18 protein-coding genes are annotated in these 15,189 nt (G+C 46.4%); 4 read left to right on the forward strand and 14 right to left on the reverse strand.

Annotated features, from left to right (window positions below; translation table 11 throughout):
* Window positions 1-26: 26 nt before the first annotated feature.
* The 5 genes from CLV31_RS22305 to CLV31_RS18820 form a co-directional block, all read right to left on the reverse strand.
* Window positions 27-323, reverse strand: coding sequence for a type II toxin-antitoxin system RelE/ParE family toxin (locus tag CLV31_RS22305; RefSeq protein ID WP_111394625.1), 297 nt, complete (start codon window positions 321-323; stop codon window positions 27-29).
* A gap of 1 nt (window position 324) precedes the next feature.
* Window positions 325-558 (reverse strand): hypothetical protein, encoded by a 234-nt coding sequence (locus CLV31_RS18805; protein ID WP_111394626.1) that lies wholly within the window; start codon window positions 556-558, stop codon window positions 325-327.
* A 74-nt stretch (window positions 559-632) separates the two neighbouring features.
* On the reverse strand, window positions 633-1,985 hold the full coding sequence (locus CLV31_RS18810) for an FAD-dependent oxidoreductase (RefSeq protein ID WP_111394627.1): 1,353 nt from the start codon (window positions 1,983-1,985) through the stop codon (window positions 633-635).
* Window positions 1,986-2,007: 22 nt separating this feature from the next.
* Window positions 2,008-3,294: a kynureninase gene (gene kynU, locus CLV31_RS18815; RefSeq protein ID WP_111394628.1), complete on the reverse strand. Its 1,287-nt coding sequence runs from the start codon at window positions 3,292-3,294 to the stop codon at window positions 2,008-2,010.
* A 197-nt stretch (window positions 3,295-3,491) separates the two neighbouring features.
* Window positions 3,492-4,004: a 3-hydroxyanthranilate 3,4-dioxygenase gene (locus tag CLV31_RS18820; RefSeq protein WP_111394629.1), complete on the reverse strand. Its 513-nt coding sequence runs from the start codon at window positions 4,002-4,004 to the stop codon at window positions 3,492-3,494.
* Window positions 4,005-4,178: 174 nt separating this feature from the next.
* On the opposite strand from CLV31_RS18820, the gene CLV31_RS18825 reads away from it, so the two are divergent.
* Window positions 4,179-5,165, forward strand: a complete 987-nt coding sequence (locus CLV31_RS18825) for a dipeptidase (RefSeq protein WP_111394630.1) — start codon at window positions 4,179-4,181, stop codon at window positions 5,163-5,165.
* The gene (locus CLV31_RS18830; RefSeq protein ID WP_111394631.1) at window positions 5,165-5,779 is read left to right on the forward strand and encodes a thiamine pyrophosphokinase; all 615 of its coding nucleotides are present in this window, start codon (window positions 5,165-5,167) and stop codon (window positions 5,777-5,779) included. The genes CLV31_RS18825 and CLV31_RS18830 overlap by 1 nt, the downstream gene beginning before the upstream one ends.
* On the opposite strand, the gene CLV31_RS18835 is transcribed toward CLV31_RS18830, so the two are convergent.
* From CLV31_RS18835 to CLV31_RS18845, 3 genes are read right to left on the reverse strand one after another with little or no spacing between them, the layout of a single operon-like run.
* Entirely contained in the window at window positions 5,776-6,510 is a 735-nt protein-coding gene (locus CLV31_RS18835; RefSeq protein WP_111394632.1) for an MIP/aquaporin family protein, read from the reverse strand. The two genes, CLV31_RS18830 and CLV31_RS18835, sit on opposite strands and share 4 nt — an antisense overlap.
* Complete coding sequence (gene glpK, locus CLV31_RS18840) at window positions 6,507-8,006, reverse strand: glycerol kinase GlpK (RefSeq protein ID WP_111394633.1); 1,500 nt, start codon at window positions 8,004-8,006, stop codon at window positions 6,507-6,509. The genes CLV31_RS18835 and glpK overlap by 4 nt, the downstream gene beginning before the upstream one ends.
* Window positions 8,007-8,041: 35 nt before the next feature.
* Window positions 8,042-9,610: a glycerol-3-phosphate dehydrogenase/oxidase gene (locus CLV31_RS18845; RefSeq protein ID WP_111394634.1), complete on the reverse strand. Its 1,569-nt coding sequence runs from the start codon at window positions 9,608-9,610 to the stop codon at window positions 8,042-8,044.
* A gap of 127 nt (window positions 9,611-9,737) precedes the next feature.
* Here CLV31_RS18845 and CLV31_RS18850 point away from each other — a divergent pair, with 127 nt between their 5' ends.
* A complete protein-coding gene (locus CLV31_RS18850) occupies window positions 9,738-10,499 on the forward strand; it encodes a DeoR/GlpR family DNA-binding transcription regulator (RefSeq protein WP_111394635.1) in 762 nt (253 codons plus the stop codon).
* Here the strand turns inward: CLV31_RS18850 and CLV31_RS18855 are convergent.
* The 3 genes from CLV31_RS18855 to CLV31_RS18865 form a co-directional block, all read right to left on the reverse strand.
* Window positions 10,496-10,993 carry a phosphoglycerate mutase family protein gene (locus CLV31_RS18855; protein ID WP_111394636.1) on the reverse strand — a complete coding sequence of 166 codons (498 nt, stop codon included), beginning with the start codon at window positions 10,991-10,993 and terminating at the stop codon, window positions 10,496-10,498. The two genes, CLV31_RS18850 and CLV31_RS18855, sit on opposite strands and share 4 nt — an antisense overlap.
* Window positions 10,994-11,098: 105 nt before the next feature.
* The gene (locus CLV31_RS18860) at window positions 11,099-11,833 is read right to left on the reverse strand and encodes an RluA family pseudouridine synthase (RefSeq protein ID WP_111394637.1); all 735 of its coding nucleotides are present in this window, start codon (window positions 11,831-11,833) and stop codon (window positions 11,099-11,101) included.
* A 68-nt stretch (window positions 11,834-11,901) separates the two neighbouring features.
* The gene (locus CLV31_RS18865; RefSeq protein WP_111394638.1) at window positions 11,902-12,384 is read right to left on the reverse strand and encodes a GNAT family N-acetyltransferase; all 483 of its coding nucleotides are present in this window, start codon (window positions 12,382-12,384) and stop codon (window positions 11,902-11,904) included.
* A 71-nt stretch (window positions 12,385-12,455) separates the two neighbouring features.
* On the opposite strand from CLV31_RS18865, the gene CLV31_RS18870 reads away from it, so the two are divergent.
* Window positions 12,456-13,226: a type III pantothenate kinase gene (locus CLV31_RS18870; RefSeq protein WP_111394639.1), complete on the forward strand. Its 771-nt coding sequence runs from the start codon at window positions 12,456-12,458 to the stop codon at window positions 13,224-13,226.
* Between the two features lies 1 nt (window position 13,227).
* On the opposite strand, the gene CLV31_RS18875 is transcribed toward CLV31_RS18870, so the two are convergent.
* Genes CLV31_RS18875 through CLV31_RS18885 form a run of 3 tightly spaced genes read right to left on the reverse strand, consistent with a single transcriptional unit; the run spans window position 13,228 to window position 15,183 of the window.
* On the reverse strand, window positions 13,228-13,686 hold the full coding sequence (locus tag CLV31_RS18875) for an RES family NAD+ phosphorylase (protein ID WP_111394640.1): 459 nt from the start codon (window positions 13,684-13,686) through the stop codon (window positions 13,228-13,230).
* Window positions 13,686-14,156: an MbcA/ParS/Xre antitoxin family protein gene (locus CLV31_RS18880; protein WP_111394641.1), complete on the reverse strand. Its 471-nt coding sequence runs from the start codon at window positions 14,154-14,156 to the stop codon at window positions 13,686-13,688. The genes CLV31_RS18875 and CLV31_RS18880 overlap by 1 nt, the downstream gene beginning before the upstream one ends.
* A gap of 55 nt (window positions 14,157-14,211) precedes the next feature.
* The gene (locus CLV31_RS18885) at window positions 14,212-15,183 is read right to left on the reverse strand and encodes a YpdA family putative bacillithiol disulfide reductase (protein ID WP_111394642.1); all 972 of its coding nucleotides are present in this window, start codon (window positions 15,181-15,183) and stop codon (window positions 14,212-14,214) included.
* Window positions 15,184-15,189: the final 6 nt, after the last annotated feature.

Raw genomic sequence — 15,189 nt, forward strand, 5'->3', positions numbered from 1 at the left:
AATAGCTACAGGGGTTTGAGTGTCTTTTAAATCTTAAATTTTGTGGGGTCTATTCGGTTTGGTCTTAAAGTGATGACCTCGATTTCCTCAGCTTTAATTCGATAGTAAATACTAGTTTGAGGACTAAAAACACATTTTCGTAACCCCGACTTTCTTTTTGATTCTGGATACATTTCTGGATTTTTAGAAATCAATTCCAGTGTTTGATTCATTTCCAAAAAAACTTCATTCGCTTTTGAACGCCCGAATTTATGAACAATGTATTCGAGGATTTCGATTTGCTCCTCGATAGCACGAAGCGAATATTTTACTTTCCTATTCAAACTAAAAACCGAATCTAGTTTTAATTAGATCTTTTGCCTCTTCATAGGATACGCTTTTCCCTTCATCTAATTGCCTTATTCCTTCATTTATTGCTTCCTGATCTTCCAAAGACAATTGATCCCAAAAATCTGCTTGATCTTCGATTTTTAGCAGATTTTTGATTGCCTCAAGAATCTCTTCATTTTCTGTTTGAAGGATAGCGGCAATTAGACTTTTCTTAATCTCGATATCCATAAGCTGATTGTTTTCTACTCAAGTTAACGTTTCCAAATTGAGTTTTGGCAAGAATAAATCAAAAAAAGCGGTTCTTACACCGCTTTTGCTGTTTCCATCTGATTGATGATGTCCTCGTAGTCGAGCTTATTCCAGTTTTCAGTGATCAGCGGGTCGGTCATTACTTTGTCCATGATCGCCTCTTGAAGCTTGCCTTGTGCATAGGCCTCGGCATAGCCCATATCCGAAAAGGTCACCATGGTATAGAGTGGAATCCACTCCTTAGGGTAAAGGTCATGCAGCTTAGCCTCGATTTTTTTGCGTAGCTGAAACTTCGGATCGGCTACGCTGTCCCGCATTTCGATGAAGTTTTCCATGGCCAACTGACAGATGGCATCGGTGTCCGGCTTGCGTTTTTTCTGGAATTTTTCAAAAACCAAATCCCAAGCATTGCTACCGAGCTTTTCGATCAGTTGATTGAGAATGTAGCAATCCTCAAAACCGCAATTCATACCCTGCCCATAAAAAGGAACCATGGCATGGGATGCATCACCGATCAGCAATGAGTTTCCCTGAACCCAAGGATAGCACTCCACATTGATCAAAGCAGAAGTCGGATTTTTGAAAAACTCACTTTTCAAATCTGGCATCAATTGATACGCATCATCGAAATAAGCCCTGAAGACCGTTTCCAGATCCTTTTCATCCTGAATTTTTTCAAAGCACACCTTATACCCTTCGAAAGGGAGAAATAAAGTACAAGTAAAAGACTTGTCCGGGTTGGGCAATGCGATCAACATGAACTTTCCTCTTGGCCAGATGTGGAGCGCATTGGGGTCCATGGCAAACTCCCCCGCGGCAGTTGCCGGGATGGTCAGCTCTTTATACCCGTGAGAAATGTATTCCTGCTTATAGTTGAATCTGATCTGCTTTTGCATGGACATGCGAAGGGCAGAATAGGCCCCATCCGCCCCGATGATCACTTGGGGTTGGAGTTTTTCCAATCCCTCGGGAGTTTCAAAAGTGATTTCGTTGGACCTAAAATCTACCTCTTGACACTTGTGCTCAAAGTGAATCTGTGCCCCCAGTCGCTCAGCCTCCTCGGCTAGCAGTTGGTTGAATTTTCCTCTGGAAATAGAATAAATGGCCTGATTGGCCTTTCCGTAGGGGATAAAAGTCGTGCCTCCATGTTCATCATGGATCTTTCGTCCGTACATCGGAATGGCTAAGGGCAGTACTTTGTCCTTCAGCCCGACTTGCTCGAGACTTTTCCAACCCCGATGGCTCAAAGCCATATTGATGGAGCGGCCGCCTTCGTAGTAGGGAGTTTTGCGTTTGTCGGGACGCTTGTCATAGATATGTACGTCCAGACCCTGACGCTTGAGATATATGGCCATCAAGCTGCCGATCAAGCCGGCACCCAAGATGGTGATGGAGTTGTTTTTCATTGGATTAGTTTCCCGCTTTCTTTTAAGCGAATTTCTCCAGGGATTGTTCCAAAATCTTTGCGAAGCGGAACACATCCAAGAAGCTGTTGTACAGCGGAGTAGGTGCCAATCGAATCACATTGGGATTCCTCCAGTCGCCTACCACGCCGTGTTTGTAAAACTCATCGAAGACCGCCTTGCCGCCCCGGTGAATCAGCAAAGATAACTGGCAACCTCTTTCAGCAGGGTTTTTTGGGGTGATTATTTCCAAAACTCCTGATTTTCCGCTGATTTGCTCAATCAGAAACTCCAAAAAGGCAGTCAGTTTTTCGCTTTTTGCCCGGAGATTTTCCATTCCGGCTTCCTGAAAAATATCCAAAGAAGCCTGGTGAGCTGCCAAAGCCAAGACATTGGAATTGGCCAGCTGCCAGCCATCAGCGCCATACATCGGTACAAATCCCTTTTCCATTCGGAAGCGCTCGCCTTCGTCATGTCCCCACCAACCCGCAAAGCGTGGCAGATCCGGACGCTCGGCATAGCGCTCATGGGCAAAAATGCCCGACACATTACCCGGACCAGAATTCAAATACTTGTAACTGCACCAGGTCGCAAAATCCACATCCCAATCGTGAAGCTTCAAGAGGGCATTTCCAGCTGCATGAGCCAGGTCAAATCCAGCTACCGCACCTACTTCATGAGCGGCTTGGGTGATGGCCTGCATATCAAAAAGCTGTCCGGTGTAATATTGAATTCCGGCCATATTGACCATGGCAAGGGAGTCACCTTGCTTATGGATTTCGGCCAAAATATCTTCGGTTCGGAGCGTGTGTTCACCCGGTCTTGGACTGATTTCGACCAGGGTATCTGCCGGATCGAGCCCATGGAATTTGATCTGAGTTTCCAGCATATATTGATCGGAAGGAAAAGCTCCCGCTTCGACGATGATTTTGTAACGTTGTTTGGTCGGACGATAAAAGGAAACCATCAGCAGGTGAAGATTGACCGAAAGATTGTTCATCGCTACCACTTCATGCTCGTGGGCGCCTAAGATTTCTGCAAGAGCAGGTTTCGACTTTTTCCGCACATGATACCAAGCATCTTCTCCGTGAAAATGTCCGTCCACCGCCAAATCTGCCCAGTTGCTCAACTCTTTTTCCAAGTGATCTTTGACAGTTTTGGGCTGAAGGCCGAGCGAATTGCCACAGAAATAAATGGCTTCCTGACCGTTTACTTTGGGAAAATGAAATCGGGATCTGAAATGCGCCAGCGAATCTTTGGCGTCCATTTCCCGTGCAAAAGACTCGGAGTATTGGAATGTATTTGGGTTCATATCTATGGCTTGAATCCTAGGATTGACAATTCTGCAAGGAGGTGTTTTTAATCATGGTTTGAGAGGGAAGACCGGAGACCGATGACCGAAGAATCCTAATTGTGAGATTTATTACTACTTCGAAGGCCTTTTGTGTCTTAGGAGCGTGTCAGCGGTGCTTTTTCACTAGCTGAAAACTTCCAATTGACCACTGCAAACTACTTCTCCATCACTGTTCCACAACTTTTGCAGGTTCTCAGGTCCATATTAGACCAGAATCGCTCCATGATGGGAGGAAGTTGGGTAACGATATCGGTGAGCTCCACGTATTCTTCGTGAAGTTTTTCTCCGCAGTTTTCACAGTGCCAAAGGAAACCGTCTTTTTCTCCCGGTCTGCGGTAGCGTTCCATCACCAGACCGATGGTATTGGCGGGTCGACGGGGAGAATGAGGCACTTTCGCCGGCAGAAGGAAGATTTCCCCTTCCTTGATTTCGATGTCTTTGGGTTTGCCGTCCTCGATGATTTTCAGGACGATATCGCCCTCGAGTTGGTAGAAAAATTCCTCTCCTTCATCATAGTGGTAATCCTTTCGGGAATTTGGACCGCCAACGACCATCACGATAAAATCATCATTTCCTTTGTACACCTGCTGATTGCCGACGGGTGGCTTAAGCAGGTGGCGGTTGTCATCGATCCATTTTTTGAAGTTGAAAGGTTTTGCTACAGCCATTTTTTGATGGATTTGAATTAGGATAAACTCAAAGATAGGTATTGAATACAAATGCAGCGGCGAGATAGTTTTGGAAAAGCGCTTCCATTGGAAAAAGTTTAACTTTGGATTCCTGTTTGAGGAGCAGCTGCCCCTCGTAAATCGACATTCGTAGATCGTAAATTAATCCTTCCCATGCCTTTTCCCATCGCCGATATGCACTGTGACCTCCTGTCTTTTTTGGCGGTAGTTCCCCGTGCAGACCCATTTGATAAAAACCAAATTGCCTGCGCTTTTCCATGGATGCAAGAGGGAGGTGTCAAGATGCAGGTCATGGCGATTTATACTACTGTCGATTCGGGAAGTAGGGCCTTGGCCACCAAGCAGGCAGCTATTTTTGATGAGTTGCTTCGCAAAGAAAAAGAAACGGTTTGCCGATTTGATGGAGATTTTTTCCGAAATCAATCTGAAAAAAGTCCAATCGGAATCATCGCTTCGGTGGAAAATGCGGCGGGTTTTGGCACGGAAAATTCCACCTGGCCTGAAATCTATCAGCAGTTTGATTCGATTGTGGAAAAAGTCGGGCCACTGGCCTACATCAGCCTGACGCACCATACCGAAAACCGATTCGGCGGAGGAAATTATACCGAAGGCATAGGCCTAAAAGAAGACGGCAAGCGCCTGCTCGATTACATGGCAGGAAAGCGGATTCCCATTGATCTTTCACATACTTCTGACTTACTCGCCGAAGGGATTCTCAAACACATTGACCGACATCATTTGCCGATTCCTGTCATTGCCAGCCATTCCAATTTCCGATCCATTTGGAATCACAAGCGTAACCTCAGCGATGAATTTGCGCAGGAAATCATCCATCGTGGAGGCATCATCGGGGTGAATTTTCTCAGAGCATTTCTGGACAATGAAGTTCCGGAAAGGCTGTTTGAGCACCTGCTTCACGGAGTTAAGCTAGGTGAAAATGCCATCTGCTTTGGCGCTGACTTTTTCTACACCAAGGATTTTCCTGACCCAAGTCGCCATCCATTTTACTTTCCCCTTGCAGAAAATGCCGGAAAGTATCCTTCCATTTTGGAGCAGCTCAGCAAGCAGCTTTCGGAGGTTCAGCTTCGCAAAATGGCTTTCGAAAATGTGTTTAATTTCTACCAAAAACTCTGGGACTGATGTCTAGCCACCATTTTGTCAAAGAGCAGCAGGAACCTGCGGTGTTCATTTTGAACACGGAAGGCATTTCGTTTGAGACTGTTTCACCCTTGTTGGAATGGGTGCCCACGGTGCTCGTCTGGCAAGAATGCGTAGAGACGGTGCTAAGTTGGGGGATCAAAGTGGATGTGATTTTGGCCACTCAAGAGTTTCAAAAAGCTAATTATAACCTCCTAGAAGAGCAGTATCCTGTTCGGTTTTTGACCGTCTCTGATGAAGGATTTTTGGAAGAAGGCTTACAGTATTTGCTAGCTTCCCAACACAATGGAGTGCATTTGGTGGGGTTTGATCATGCAGAAATCACTGCCTTGACAGAAAAGGCGAATCTTTTGGATCTGACCGTACTGGATGGAGAGTGGAAGTATTATCCGGTCAAAGAGGGAAAGTTCAAAAAGTGGTTTACATCGTATGAAATCCGGATTTTGGCTAAAGAAAATCAGCCGCTGGAACTTTCCAATTCCAACGGCCAATTGCTTTTTCCTATTCAGTATTTGACTCAGATCGAGGTACCAGAAGGCATTTCTGAGTTTTCCAGTCCGGATATTTTTTGGATTGGGGAAAAGGTAATTTTCTAAGCACCCACCACCAAATACAAGCCTGCTGCCAATAAGGCGCCAAGAATTGGACCGAGGATCGGAACCCAAGAATAGTCCCAATCCGAGCTTCCTTTTCCCTTGATAGGCAAAAGCTGATGCATGATTCTAGGTCCCAGGTCACGGGCAGGGTTGATGGCATAGCCGGTGGTGCCGCCCAAAGCCAATCCAATCACCCAAACCAAAAACGCTACCGGTAATGCACCGACAGAACCCAATCCGATGGGTGTTCCTGCAGTGTCTTCCAATTTTGCTCCAGCGATATAGAGAATCACAAAAATCAAAACAAAAGTCCCAATCACTTCTGAAAGAACACTTGTGCTGAAGTTTCTCACGGTGGGATCGGTACAAAATGGCGCCCGCTTCAATCCTGGATCATCTGTCATGTCGAAATGGTGACGATACATCAGCCAAGCCAAGCCCGACCCGAGCATTGCGCCGCCTAATTGAGCGATAATGTACCCGGGAGCTATGGACCAATCAAATTTGCCTACAGTTGCCAAACCGATGGTCACTGCCGGATTGAGATGAGCACCACTATAAGGTCCCGCCACGACTACCCCACAAAAGACAGCAAGAGCCCAAGCTGTAGTGATGGCGATCAAACCACCTCCGTTTCCTTTGGTTCCCGGTAAAATTACATTGGCAACCACACCTGAACCAAGCAGGATAAGAATACCAGTTCCGATAAATTCTGCTACGATTGCGTTCATTCTACCCAGTTTTTAGAGCGTTCGACTGCCTTATGCCAAAAGTGTATCAACTGATCACGCTTTTCAGCTTCCATGTTAGGTTCGAAACTTTGGTCAGCTTCCCATAACTCTTGCAATTCTTCCTGATTTTTCCAAAATCCCACAGCCAATCCCGCCAAAAATGCAGCGCCGATGGCTGTGGTTTCGATGATTTTTGGGCGTTTGATTTCGCAGCCAAGTAGGTCCGCCTGGAATTGCATCAGGAAATTGTTGGCAGTAGCTCCTCCATCCACCCGGAGTTCTTGAGTAGGTTTCCCGCTGTCTTTTTCCATGGCTTTGAGTACATCAAAGACTTGGTAGGCGATCGCTTCCAAGGCTGCGCGGGTCATGTGGGCGATGGTCGTGCCACGTGTGATGCCAAAGAAAGCTCCCCGTGCATTTTGATCCCAGTGCGGGGCCCCTAGTCCGGCCAAGGCAGGAACAAAGTACACGCCGTCGTTATCATCCAGGCTGGTGGCCAATTTTTCGGTTTCCTTCGCATGACTGAAGAGTTCGATGCCATCTCTCAGCCATTGAATCGCCGCTCCGCCAATGAATACAGAGCCTTCGAGTGCATAGTTGATCTTGTTGCCTATTTTCCAAGCAACGGTAGTGAGTAGTTGATTTTGGGAGCGAACGGCCTCTTTTCCGGTATTCATGACCAAGAAGCATCCTGTTCCGTAGGTGGTTTTAGCCATTCCGGGTTGGGTGCAAAGCTGTCCAAAAAGTGCCGCCTGCTGATCTCCGGCCACTCCTGCAATCGGGATTTTGGTATTGAGCACATCGCCTGCGGTCTCGGTGAATACCTCGCTGCAGCTTTTCACTTCAGGCAGCATCGAGGCAGGTATGCCGAATAATTCCAACAGTTCCTTGTCCCATTCCTGCGTATGAATGTTGAAAATCATCGTGCGACTTGCATTGGTGATGTCGGTGAGGTGACTTTTTCCAGCTGTCAGCTTCCAAATCAGCCAAGAATCCACCGTGCCAAAAGCCAGTTCTCCCGCTTCCGCTTTTTGCCTTGCTCCTTCTACATTTTCCAGGATCCAGCGGATTTTGGTAGCGGAGAAATAGGCGTCGATGATCAATCCAGTTTTGGCAGCGATTTGCTCGGCATGGCCTTTTTCCTTGAGCTCATTGCAATAAGGGGCAGTTCTTCGGTCTTGCCAAACGATGGCATGATAGAGCGGTTTTCCGGTTTTTCGATCCCAGACAATGGTCGTTTCCCGCTGATTGGTGATGCCGATGGCAGCGATTTGGTCAGCGCGTATGCTTTTGTTAACCAAGGCTTCGATCATGACCGCCGATTGGCTGGACCAGATTTCATCCGGGTCATGCTCCACCCATCCTTGTTTGGGAAAGTGCTGCTTGAATTCCTTTTGGGCGACGGAGACGATTTGCCCTTTTTGGTCAAAAATAATGGCTCTGGAGCTCGTTGTGCCTTGATCCAAAGCCAAAATGTAAGGTTTGTTTTGGGACATTTTTGGGTTTAGAGGTTAAAGGTAAAGGGTCGGTTTTATGTGCTTTTGATGAGGTATTTTTCTGCAGTTTTCTTGAAATCAACCAGTTCGGAATCGATCCAAGCTTGGTCTTTTTGAAGTGCAACGGCCATGGTTTGGGCCACTTTCTCAGCCGAATCCAATGCTGCCTGCGCATCGAGAATCAACATACGAATTCTTCGGGAAAGTACATCTTCCACTTTGACGGCCATTTCATTTTCGCAGGACCAGACGACCTCTGCCAGGATATTCGGGAATGCCGGATGGATGGGCTCGCTCCATTCTGGGTTTTCCTTTGCGAGTTGCTGGATTTTTACTGCGTCCGAACCGTAAACACTCCAATGTCCTGACGGAATTTCAGTTGTGAAGCCATGGATTTTCTGATTAAGGGATTTGCTTGGGTTGAGTTTCTGTCCGGTGATTTGGGTAAAATAGTCCACGGTGTCTTCGCCCATTTTTCGATAGGTGGTCCATTTGCCTCCGGTAAGGGTTACCAAGCCGCTTTGGGATACGATTACCTTGTGGGAGCGGGAGATTTCTTTGGTTTTGGTGCTGCCTTCTTTGGGTCTTGCGAGTGGTCGGAGCCCAGCAAAAACAGCTTTGACATCGGCTCTGCTTGGTTTTTTGGTTAAATAACCACTGGCTGTTTCCAACACAAAATCAATTTCCCTTTGCAAAGCTTCGGGTTCGAGTTTGGCTTTTTCCCGAAGGGTGTCTGTCGTACCTACTACGAGTTTGTTGTGCCAAGGTACAGCAAAAAGCACACGCCCGTCCCGGGTTTTGGGAATCATCAAGGCGTCTTTTCCACCCAAAAAATCTAAATCCATAACCAAATGAATGCCTTGGCTAGGCTGAATGGTTTTTGGTGCTTCTGGATTATCCATTTGCAAGATTTTGTCCGCAAAAACGCCAGTGGCATTGACGACCATTTTGGTCTGGATTTCCAGTTTTTCTTTGGACTGTTCGTCGATGACTTTTAAGCCGGAGATTTTGCCTGAGTCATTTTTCACAAGCCCAGAAACCTTCATGTAATTCAAGACACAGGCTCCAAGCTCATCTGCTGTTTGAGCAATGTTGAGTGCCAGTCTTGCATCGTCAAACTGCCCGTCGTGGTAGACCACTCCGCCTTTGAGTTGGTCTTGGTTTACGGAAGGAAGGCGGCGAACCGTTTCAGCTTTGGAGATAAATCTGGACTTTCCGAGACGGAGCTTGCCTGCCATCCAGTCGTAGATTTTCAGTCCTGCGCTATATTGAATGCGGTCCCACCAAGTATAGATTGGAATAATGAAGGGTTGGTTTTGGGTGAGGTGGGGGGCATTTTTAAGGAGCATTCCTCGTTCTTTGAGGGCTTCCAAAACCAACGCGATATCGCCTTGGGCCAGGTAGCGAACTCCCCCATGTACCAGTTTGGTGCTTCGGCTGGAGGTTCCTTTGGCAAAATCAGCCTTTTCCAACAAGACTACTGAAAGCCCTCGGGAAACGGCATCCAAGGCTACTCCAAGCCCGGACGAACCGCCGCCAATCACGGCAATATCCCAGATTTTACTTTTATCTCTAAGCTGATTTAAGTTTTCTTCTCGATTCATTTTCTTTCCCTTCTGGGCTAAAAGTAATTCAAAAGGAAATAAAAAGAAATTAAACGAAAGTAAAATTTACGAAATGGTTTCCAATTACTTTCTTTTAATTACTTTCGAGTGATCAAATTGAAAAGTCATGACCATTGCAGAACGGCATAAGCATATATTGGACGAACTGGCAAAAAGCGGATTTGTCAGTGTATCTGACCTCGCCAAATCACTCCAAGTGACGGTTGTGACGATTCGAAAAGATCTAAAAATCTTGGAGGACAAGGGCTTGCTCTATCGCTCTCACGGAAGTGCCACCTCGGTATCTCCCTATGTGTCTGACCGCTCGGTTCAGGTCAAGAAACTGGAGCAGGTGGAGGAAAAGAGCAGAATTGCGCAGAAAGCCTTGGAATTTTTAGAACCGAAAGATGCCATCATTATTGGTTCGGGTACGACTGTAGGTGCTTTTGCGCAAGCGATTCCAAGGAATTATCCCTTGACGGTGTTGACTTCTGCCATGAATGTAGCGATGGCCCTGATCGATACCACGGAGATCGAACTGGTGCAGCTTGGAGGAGTGGTGCGAAAAAGCAGCAGTTCTGCAGTTGGACATTTTGCTGAGGAGATGCTCAAAAGTTTTGCCTGCAGTAAATTGTTTCTCAGTGTGGACGGCATCAGTCTGGACCACGGGCTCACCACATCCAATATGATGGAAGCCCACCTCAATGCTCAAATGATCCGATCCGTTCAGAAGACCATCGTGCTGGTCGATAGCCGGAAGTTTGGTCGAAAAGGATTTGGCAAAATCGGTGAACTCGAAGACGTCGATGTGATCATCACCGACTCGGGAATTCCGGAGATTTTCAAAGAAAAGCTGGAAGAAAAGGGAATCGAAGTGGTGGTAGTTTAAAAGTCTTTGTACACCTTTCGCTCGACCTTGGATCCATTTTTCTCCAAGGTCACCACATAGATAAAGTCGTATTCCAAGTCAGTCAGATCGGCGAATTTTTCTCCATCGCCCACAAAATAGTTAGCCAATTGACTGACGGTGTTGCTGTGGCCGACCACCAAGATGTTTCCTTCTCTTTTGCGAAGCTCTTCTACCAAGGCGTCATGATTGTTGGGATCGTAGATTTCGATCTCGATACTGGCTTGGTCTGCTGTAGGTTTTGCCGTATTTCTGGTGCGGATATAATCTGTGGAAAATATATGCTTGATATCCTCTTTTTCCAGAATCTGTGAAAGTTTCAATGCTCTCACGCCACCCACAAATGCCAGTTCAGGATCATTCCCCACCAATTGCTTTTCGGCATGACGGACAATGTAGATGGTCTTAGGAGAATTTGGTGATGTACAAGCTCCTAGCATTAGAAGCAGGCTGAAGAGGAGGAGTAGGTTTTTCATAGATTTTTAAAGGTATGCTCCGGGAGATTAGAGATATGCTTCGCAAAATAGAAGGCCTGTCTCGGCGCTAGCCATATTTTTTTATCTGCGAAGCTATCTTTTTGATTATCCCGAAAAGGTATTGTCCAGATGCTGATCCTTGGCTTTGACTTCTTCAAATTCCAGGAATTGTTCCCAGAAATCTATTTCAGGAAGTGCTGCTCTGAGGAAGATTTTTTCTTTTTTGATCGGATGAACAAACACCAAGTGAAAAGCATGAAGATTGATGCTACCGTCAGGATTGGCTTTAGAGAATCCGTACTTTACATCGCCTCGGATCGGGCAACCCATGGACGCTAATTGAACGCGAATCTGATGCGGACGGCCAGAAATCGGTCTAACTTCCAGAAGCCAGTGATCGTTGAGTTTGCCTAGCACCTTGTAATTGAGCTCGGATTTTTGTGAACCCGGTACTTCTGTATCGTGTGCGGTGACGAAGTTTTTGGCTTCGTCCTTGGTCAGCCAGTGCGTGAGTTTACCTTGTTCTTCTTTCGGGCGACGCTTCACGATAGCCCAATAGACTTTGTGAATGTCTCTTTTGCGGAAAAGCTCCATCATTCGCTCCAGTCCTTTGGAGGTCCGGGCAAAAGCCACCAAGCCACTGACCGGCCGGTCCAAACGGTGAATCGGGTGGAGAAAAACCGCTCCCGGCTTTTCATATTTATTGGCAATATACTCTTTGCAGTAGTCCGTCAGTGTCTTGTCTCCGGTTTTATCCCCTTGTACCAAGACCCCCGCCGCCTTGTTGACGACTAGGAGGTGATTGTCTTCATAGACAACAGAAAATGGTTTTGTTCTCATAATGAATCACAAAGGTAGGGGAATATGTTGGATGACCGATGTCGGATGTCTGATGCATCGGTCATCGGTCACCCTACATCCAACAGTTTTTTAATCTCATAATCCTGCAAATGCGCATTTAGCCAGCCGGCTTCGAGATAGGCCCCGTATTTTTTGTAGAAATTGATCGCAGGCTTGTTCCAGTCCAGTACCTGCCACATCATACCGGTACACCCATCTTCGAGACACTTGGCCATCACCCGGTCGAAAAGTAGTTTCCCGGCACCATTTCCTCGCTCGGATTCGGTGACTACGATATCCTCGAGGTATAATCTTTTCCCTTTCCAGGTAGAATAGCGATAGTAATAAATGGCAATACCGATGATCTCTCCTGTGGTGTTTTTCTCACAAACATAAAGACCATATACCGGATTGGGACCGAATCCGTCTTTTTCCATCATCTCCAAGGTGTTGGTGACCTGTTCGGGAGCTTTTTCATACAGGGCGAGTTCCTTGATCAGTTCGAGTACTCGGGGCAGATCTTCGATTTTGCCTTCGCGGAGGGAATACATAGGCTTTTGTGGGGAAGTGATTTGCTATTTTGTTAACTATGCGCCTAAATTAGTCAAAACCTGAGAAACGAATGTTTTTAGCCATCGATGCCGGCAATTCCAATGTAGTTTTTGCACTTTTTGACTCCAAAAGCGGCAAGTGGACCAATCAATTTCGATTGGAAACTAAAACACCCAAATTGATTTCTCAGCTTAGTAAAAAGGTTCCGCTCTATTTTCTCGAGCATGATATCCATGTTTCCCAGATTGAAAAGATCGGTTTTAGCTCCGTGGTGCCTGAGATCAACGGCATCATCGAGCAGTTTTGTGAAAGTTTTTTTGGACAAGCCCCGTATTTGATTCAGCCAAAAAGCTTCTCTAAACTACCTGTCAAGCCTGTGCGGCCCAATGAAATCGGTAGCGATCTCATGTGCAATGTAATGGCGGCTTATTCGCGGGTATCGGGCCCCGTAATTATTGTGGATTTTGGTACAGCATTGACTTTTACTGCCGTGGGACAGGATGGGTTGATCTTAGGGGTTTCCATTGCTCCGGGACTTCAAACTGCGATCAAAGCACTCTTCATGAATACCTCCAAATTGCCTGAAGTGGAGTTGAAAATGCCTGAGTCTGCTTTGGGGAAAAATACGATCCATGCGATCCAGGCAGGGATTCTTTATGGATACACTGGCTTGGTTAAGGGAATGCTCGAGGCAATTAGAAAAGAAACACAACTTGATTTCAAGGTGATCGCCACAGGAGGGCTTTCTTCGATTTTGACCAATTTGGAAGAAGAATTCGACGTAGTAGATCGAAACTTAACCTTGGAAGGACTTCGACTGATTACCGAAGCTAATTCCTGACTCAGCGATTTACCTCAAAGCTCACATCCCATTCTTCAACCACCCTGATTTTATCTTTGAATTCTCTGTGAAGTGGATTGATGAGGAGATTATGTTCCAGAGAAAAACTACCTAAAGGGATTCGGCAAGAAGGGATTTTTAGAAAAGGAGAGAGCATACTCTTGGCCCAGGCAGAACCAAACTCCTGGGTTGATCTTGGATAGGGTCGGTTTTTCCAATTATCCGGGAGTTCGGAAATGTCGAGCTCGGGAATTTTTCCCTCGATTTCAAAAATGATCAGCTTCCATTTGCTTTGTGTGACGACTGAACCTTTGATGCTTAGCATTTCCAAAAAGTTAAGCGAACTCACCGAGCATGCATAGATCATCGGAGTGCCATAGAGATTCCATCGGCCTGGCCCTATGCCATAGCCCAAGGAATCACGGCCGGGAAGATGCTCGATCAGTCGGAAGTAGCGCATCAGAGAATATTACCCCAGGAAATCGCCTCCAAGGCCTGATCCACCAAGGATATCTGATAAGGATTCTTGAGAAGGTCAACGGGTCTTTGGGAAGAAAGGGCAGTATTGGGGGTGCGAAGCCACTCGGACATGAGCTCTTCTGAACCAAATATCCGGATGCCTTTGGCGATAATCTGATCCATCTCGAGTAGGTTTTTGGTGATGGCCTTGCTGAGCTTGCGATCGTCCTTTTTCCAACGGAACAGTGTACTCGGATCCACTTCCAGCAGCTCGGCCACATCCTGTGAAGTAAAATCCAAGTAATCGAAAAAAGGACTTGTCTCATGAAAATCCAGCACAGCCTCACCATACTGCTCCCGCTGCTCGGCCACGATAGAAGGAGACTGCGTGAAAAAGTGATAGGCCCTAGGTCCTGACTCGATCACTTCGGTGTGCTGATCATCAAATCGGATTTTCCAAGTCGTGCTCATGGCTATTTCTTTTATTCCCAGAAAGTTATCAAGAAAAATTGTATTTGCAATACCTCTAACTCCTTTTTGCAATAATATCTTTTACGATAGCCTCGGCGTGAGAGATGCTGTTTTCGATAAAAAATTCCCGGGTATTTAAACCTCCGCACACTACTCCTGCTAAGTAAACTCCCGGAACATTGGATTCCTGATTAGTTTGGTCGTAGCAGGGTTGTCGCTTCTCGTCCAGGCTTAGTTCCACACCGAGTTGATCGAGTAGCGAAAAGTTGGGTTTGTAGCCGGTCATGGCGAGTACCCAATCGTTTGGAATGGTGACTTCACCGTCTTGGGTAGAAATGACCACCTCCTGAGCTTTGATTTCCTTGACTTTGGATCGGGTGAAAGCCTTGATCGAACCCTCTTTGATTCGGTTCATGATATCCGGGCGGACCCAATATTTGACATTATCATCTACCTCGTCTCCCAAAAGCACCATGCTGACTTCTGCGCCTTTTCTCCAGCATTCCAAAGCTGCATCTACGGCCGAATTGGCACCACCTACCACCAAAACCTTCTGTCCGATAAAGGGCCAGGGTTCTTTATAATAGTGAAGAACCTTCGGTAAGTCCTCGCCTGGGACATTCATGAGATTGGGAAGATCATAAAAGCCTGTAGAAAGCACGATTTTTCGGCATTGATAAGCCCTTTTTGAAGTTTTGATCTGAAAAAGATCCCCCACTTTTTTTACCGATTCTACTCCTTCATAGAGGTTGACGTTGAGCTTAAAATGGAAATAGATCCGTCGATAATATTCTAATGCTTCGGTACGTGTCGGCTTGGCACCTACGGACATAAATGGGATTCCGGCCATCTCCAGTCGATCGGAAGTGGAGAAAAAAGTCATGTTCAACGGATAGTTGTAGATCGAGTTGCAAAGCGCTCCTTTTTCCAAGATGAGGTAATCTAGGCCTGCTTTCCCTGCTTCGATCCCACAAGCGAGGCCTATGGGCCCGCCTCCGATGATAATCAAATCATGTATAGGTTGCATAGTTGA

Origin of the sequence: Algoriphagus aquaeductus (genome assembly GCF_003253485.1) — a bacterium.
Classification (GTDB): domain Bacteria; phylum Bacteroidota; class Bacteroidia; order Cytophagales; family Cyclobacteriaceae; genus Algoriphagus; species Algoriphagus aquaeductus.

Excerpts from the sequence above, each read along its gene's own strand:
- CLV31_RS18830 (WP_111394631.1), top strand. The coding sequence starts at position 5,165 with ATGTCTAGCCACCATTTTGTCAAAGAGCAGCAGGAACCTGCGGTGTTC.
- CLV31_RS18885 (WP_111394642.1), bottom strand. The coding sequence starts at position 15,183 with ATGCAACCTATACATGATTTGATTATCATCGGAGGCGGGCCCATAGGC.
- CLV31_RS18880 (WP_111394641.1), bottom strand. The coding sequence starts at position 14,156 with ATGAGCACGACTTGGAAAATCCGATTTGATGATCAGCACACCGAAGTG.
- CLV31_RS18805 (WP_111394626.1), bottom strand. The coding sequence starts at position 558 with ATGGATATCGAGATTAAGAAAAGTCTAATTGCCGCTATCCTTCAAACA.
- glpK (WP_111394633.1), bottom strand. The coding sequence starts at position 8,006 with ATGTCCCAAAACAAACCTTACATTTTGGCTTTGGATCAAGGCACAACG.
- CLV31_RS18850 (WP_111394635.1), top strand. The coding sequence starts at position 9,738 with ATGACCATTGCAGAACGGCATAAGCATATATTGGACGAACTGGCAAAA.
- CLV31_RS18855 (WP_111394636.1), bottom strand. The coding sequence starts at position 10,993 with ATGAAAAACCTACTCCTCCTCTTCAGCCTGCTTCTAATGCTAGGAGCT.
- CLV31_RS18860 (WP_111394637.1), bottom strand. The coding sequence starts at position 11,833 with ATGAGAACAAAACCATTTTCTGTTGTCTATGAAGACAATCACCTCCTA.
- kynU (WP_111394628.1), bottom strand. The coding sequence starts at position 3,294 with ATGAACCCAAATACATTCCAATACTCCGAGTCTTTTGCACGGGAAATG.
- CLV31_RS18875 (WP_111394640.1), bottom strand. The coding sequence starts at position 13,686 with ATGCGCTACTTCCGACTGATCGAGCATCTTCCCGGCCGTGATTCCTTG.
- CLV31_RS18845 (WP_111394634.1), bottom strand. The coding sequence starts at position 9,610 with ATGAATCGAGAAGAAAACTTAAATCAGCTTAGAGATAAAAGTAAAATC.
- CLV31_RS18870 (WP_111394639.1), top strand. The coding sequence starts at position 12,456 with ATGTTTTTAGCCATCGATGCCGGCAATTCCAATGTAGTTTTTGCACTT.
- CLV31_RS18810 (WP_111394627.1), bottom strand. The coding sequence starts at position 1,985 with ATGAAAAACAACTCCATCACCATCTTGGGTGCCGGCTTGATCGGCAGC.
- CLV31_RS18825 (WP_111394630.1), top strand. The coding sequence starts at position 4,179 with ATGCCTTTTCCCATCGCCGATATGCACTGTGACCTCCTGTCTTTTTTG.
- CLV31_RS18820 (WP_111394629.1), bottom strand. The coding sequence starts at position 4,004 with ATGGCTGTAGCAAAACCTTTCAACTTCAAAAAATGGATCGATGACAAC.
- CLV31_RS18865 (WP_111394638.1), bottom strand. The coding sequence starts at position 12,384 with ATGTATTCCCTCCGCGAAGGCAAAATCGAAGATCTGCCCCGAGTACTC.
- CLV31_RS18835 (WP_111394632.1), bottom strand. The coding sequence starts at position 6,510 with ATGAACGCAATCGTAGCAGAATTTATCGGAACTGGTATTCTTATCCTG.